Genomic DNA, 3,566 nt, shown 5'->3' with positions numbered 1-3,566 from the left:
GCGCTGGGTCGAGAGAAGCTCGCAACGTGGGGGTCTGGGGGGTCGCCCCACAGATACGAAGGACGACCAATTAACGGTCCGCGCTCCCCAGCGGACACACGTCCCCCAAATTGGTCGGGGTGACAGGATTTGAACCTGCGACTTCTTCGTCCCGAAGCCAAGTGCTACGCGCCGCAAACAGGCTGTTCGCGCTGGTCATGTCGACTGTGGTGTCCGTGAACGTCCATGCGTGTTCGACGCCGTTCGTGTCGGTTGTCAGACAGTTCGTCAGGCGCCAACAGAAGCTGATCCATCATGGGGGCTGAGCGGCCCGTGGTTCTCTAGGTACCCCCGTCACTATCAGCGCGTCGCCGATCGGGCGTCTACGATGATCCTAATGGCCATTACCTTGGAGTGGCAGAGTGTTACAGGCGTGACACCCGTGACCGATCGCCGTCACACAGCAAGCATGCGACGGAGTTCGTCGGGCACATGCCCAATGCGAGAAAGCCCCGTCCCGCACCTTACTCCTGATCCCCATCTGACGATTCTCCGGCCTTTGTCCGCCGAGCGCGAGAAGCCGTCAGACGACCCCTGTTCTTGTGTTGCCGAAAAGTGTGTCCTACCCGGCTTGGCCTTGTATGTCTTGTATCTCGTGTTGATTCGTGGCGTCGCCGTGGCGGTATACGCTCGACGCGTGATATTGTTGGATCTGTGCGACGCATGCGATTCCGTCGCCAGGATCGATAACCACCTACCGCGGCGAAAATGGTTGCGGCAGATGCGGCAATCCCCTCCGCCGAACTCACGAAGCGCTCGAACCAATTTGCAAATTTGGTGAGCGCAGATCCGATTCGGGAGCCCATTGAAGGCGGTGGAAGCCTTACGTCGAGTTCAATCGTACGGCGGTAGTTCTGACGCAAAAGAGACTTGGCGTCATCGTCGAACGCGGACAATATCAATGACAGTTCATACTGCCCGGCGCGCTTCGCCAGAACCTCCCAACTCCATTGGACTGAATAGTGCCGGGGCCCGCCGACTCCGGGACAGCTGTAATTGGCTGCAGATTGGATCCGGCGAGAAATATTCTACCAGGGAATGTCTTCAATGTTAGGGTTGCACTAACTTTCTTGCCTAGGATGACGGGACTGTCGTCGATATCTCCCTCACTGTCGTTGCATTTGTCTGCGACGCGAACTTGGATATCGATCCAAAAAGTACGACCTACTTCAGCCACTATCGAGCGTTTGGCTGTCTCGCATCCAAAAAAAAGACGTTCCGGTGGCTCCGCTCGCGCCGGTCGCGCCGCGCATGCGCTCGTTAATATGAAGACGACTCCAAGTGTGGCAAGCAGCCGCCGACTTTGGCGAGTCCGGCATGCGGTGGACCGTTGGCGTGGGCTCGCCAAGATCAGGGCCACCACACCTCCAATACCGGTGCCGACGGTGAGCGCCGTGCGGATGGCCTCAGGCTCCCTCAATGGTTCAGTCACGTCAACGAGGTGCAGCAGCATCAACGTCGCAGCACCCCTGTCACCGACAGAGAGAGCCACGATCACCAGCGTTGTCCACCGCCAAGGCCGGGCGGCTGGCGCCACATCGTGCTGGCCGTGCCCCAAGACACTTCATCACGCCGACACGGTCTCGCACGGCCCCACCTGATCCATCGGGGGGACGCTTGGTGGGGTTGTCGCGCCTTCCCTTACGCAGCTGCCAGAGATAGGTCGCCGAGATCGTGGGCCCGACCTTGGCGCGGATGGCATCGGCGGCCTCCTCGAAGGAGAACTTGTCGCCGCCCCGCGGGCCGCACCACGCGGAACAAATGATCCACCTTCGCGGCGAGATCGCGTTTGGCGGTGTGCCTCGGCATGGCCGACAGCATACTCGAGCATCTGCCCACGTCAATCGGGTCGCCGCCGCCGCATCCATGTCAGTTGACGGGAGATTCACAACAGTTTATGCTGAGGGAGTCGTCCTCAGCTGAGAAGGATAAGCTCTTGCTTGACTTCTCTATCTGCTCGACGACTTGAACAACCGATCGGTTCGACGCAGTCTGCCGAAAGGGGGTTCCGATCTGGGGTTCGATACGACGCGGCTGGCGTCACTTCACGTTGACGAGGACGGCGACGCGGCCAAGGACAAGCAAGCAGCTTGAATAACCTCATCCACAGGTTCTGACAATTCCTCTCCAGGGAGAGGTGAGATCACTCATCCGAAGGTCAGCCAGTCACGCCCGTCCGCGCTACACCTGAACACAATGCTGACTTGCTGACCTCATGACATTCGATTCCTTCCGGAGGAGATTCGTATGATCAAGAACGGTCGAAGTGTTTCGCGCTGGTCGCTTCGCGCTCTGTCTGCATGCTCGGTTTCGGCGCTGGTAATTTTAACTTCGGGCGGCGTAGCTAGTGCCGAGCAATTAGGCGAAGGCGCCGATGGTGGTTACGCGTGGGGACAATTTGGAGCACACAACAATTATGTATGGTGGGATTTGCATATTAAAGACGTCCGTGCCGACGGAGATTGCGTCTATATAGAAATTCAGCCGGACCTTCGCAACCACACCGACCCTGAGTACCATTCAACGAAGGCGTGCCCGAAAGGCGATGTCGATGCCTACTCTGGCAGGAGGCATGAAGGTACGAATCTCAGGGGCGTCCGCGTAAAAATCTGTACCACTCAGGGTTGGCCGGATACCTGCACCCAGGTGGACTATAATCCAAATGAGTGAGTAACTTGCGAAAGTGCAGGGATACTCTGAATGCGGAGCAAAGTGGCTCAATTTCGCGTTGCCGTCGGAGTTCAAGGTCGACGACCTTCTAGGCTTTGGAGCCCAGTCCAATAGTTTCGCCTCAGCGGAAAACTGGACTAGGGCGTGTCTCACGGATCTTGTGGTGTGGGGCCGGTAGAACATGGCTGTGCTTGATCGACATGATCTGACCGATGAGGAATGGGTGCGGTTGGCGCTCTCGTTGCCGTCGATGGCGCCGAGGCGTGGTGGGGGGTGGGCGGATCACCGGATGGTGGTCAATGGGATCTTGTGGCGGGTTCGGACGGGGGCGCCGTGGCGTGTGCGGCATGATGGCGACCTCTCCTTCGCCGAGTGCATCACACCGCCGAACTCTGGGTTGTCCTTCCGAGCGGCTCGTCCTGGCGGCCGTTCTCCCAAGCGGCGGGAGGCTCGGGCGGCCTGGGCGGGCGACGGGTTGACGGTAAGGTGCTCTGGCTTGCACATTCAGGCGACCGCATATGGCCGATGTTGACCACTATTGACTCACGACACTAGGGACGCTGGGGGCACGCCGGGCACCGGCTGGACCATCAGGGGGGTGAGGGCCCTGTGCGGTTAGTCGGGTGGCATCACATCGGCGGGTCGCCGTTCGGCCGTCTATGGCGATCTCGCGGCCGTTCTCCCGAGCGACTTCCGGGCTACCTCGAATCACCCCCGGGGCCGGTCTGCCGAGTCCACACGCGGCTGCACAGCACGCGCAACGACCCCACTGAGTAACGTCGAACCGTCCGTGGGCCCACCTCATCGGGAACGTCACGTACGCCACCCGCATATCGGTGGTTGTGCGCGCATACATG

2 protein-coding genes are annotated in these 3,566 nt (G+C 59.8%); both read left to right on the top strand.

Annotated elements, in window-relative coordinates:
- Positions 1 to 2,286: 2,286 nt before the first annotated feature.
- The gene (locus ACRDU5_RS05140) at positions 2,287 to 2,709 is read left to right on the top strand and encodes a hypothetical protein (RefSeq protein ID WP_526613330.1); all 423 of its coding nucleotides are present in this window, start codon (positions 2,287 to 2,289) and stop codon (positions 2,707 to 2,709) included.
- 181 nt (positions 2,710 to 2,890) lie between these two features.
- The gene (locus ACRDU5_RS05135; protein ID WP_526613328.1) at positions 2,891 to 3,241 is read left to right on the top strand and encodes a transposase; all 351 of its coding nucleotides are present in this window, start codon (positions 2,891 to 2,893) and stop codon (positions 3,239 to 3,241) included.
- Positions 3,242 to 3,566 lie beyond the last annotated feature (325 nt).

Source organism: Mycobacterium sp. (assembly GCF_050701515.1).
GTDB lineage: Bacteria > Actinomycetota > Actinomycetes > Mycobacteriales > Mycobacteriaceae > Mycobacterium.
Note: the sequence above shows the minus strand (reverse complement) of the source record. Positions and strands in the feature narration are given on the sequence as shown.

What these genes read in the sequence shown, in the direction of transcription:
- ACRDU5_RS05140 (WP_526613330.1), top strand. Translation starts at nt 2,287, where the DNA reads ATGATCAAGAACGGTCGAAGTGTTTCGCGCTGGTCGCTTCGCGCTCTG.
- ACRDU5_RS05135 (WP_526613328.1), top strand. Translation starts at nt 2,891, where the DNA reads ATGGCTGTGCTTGATCGACATGATCTGACCGATGAGGAATGGGTGCGG.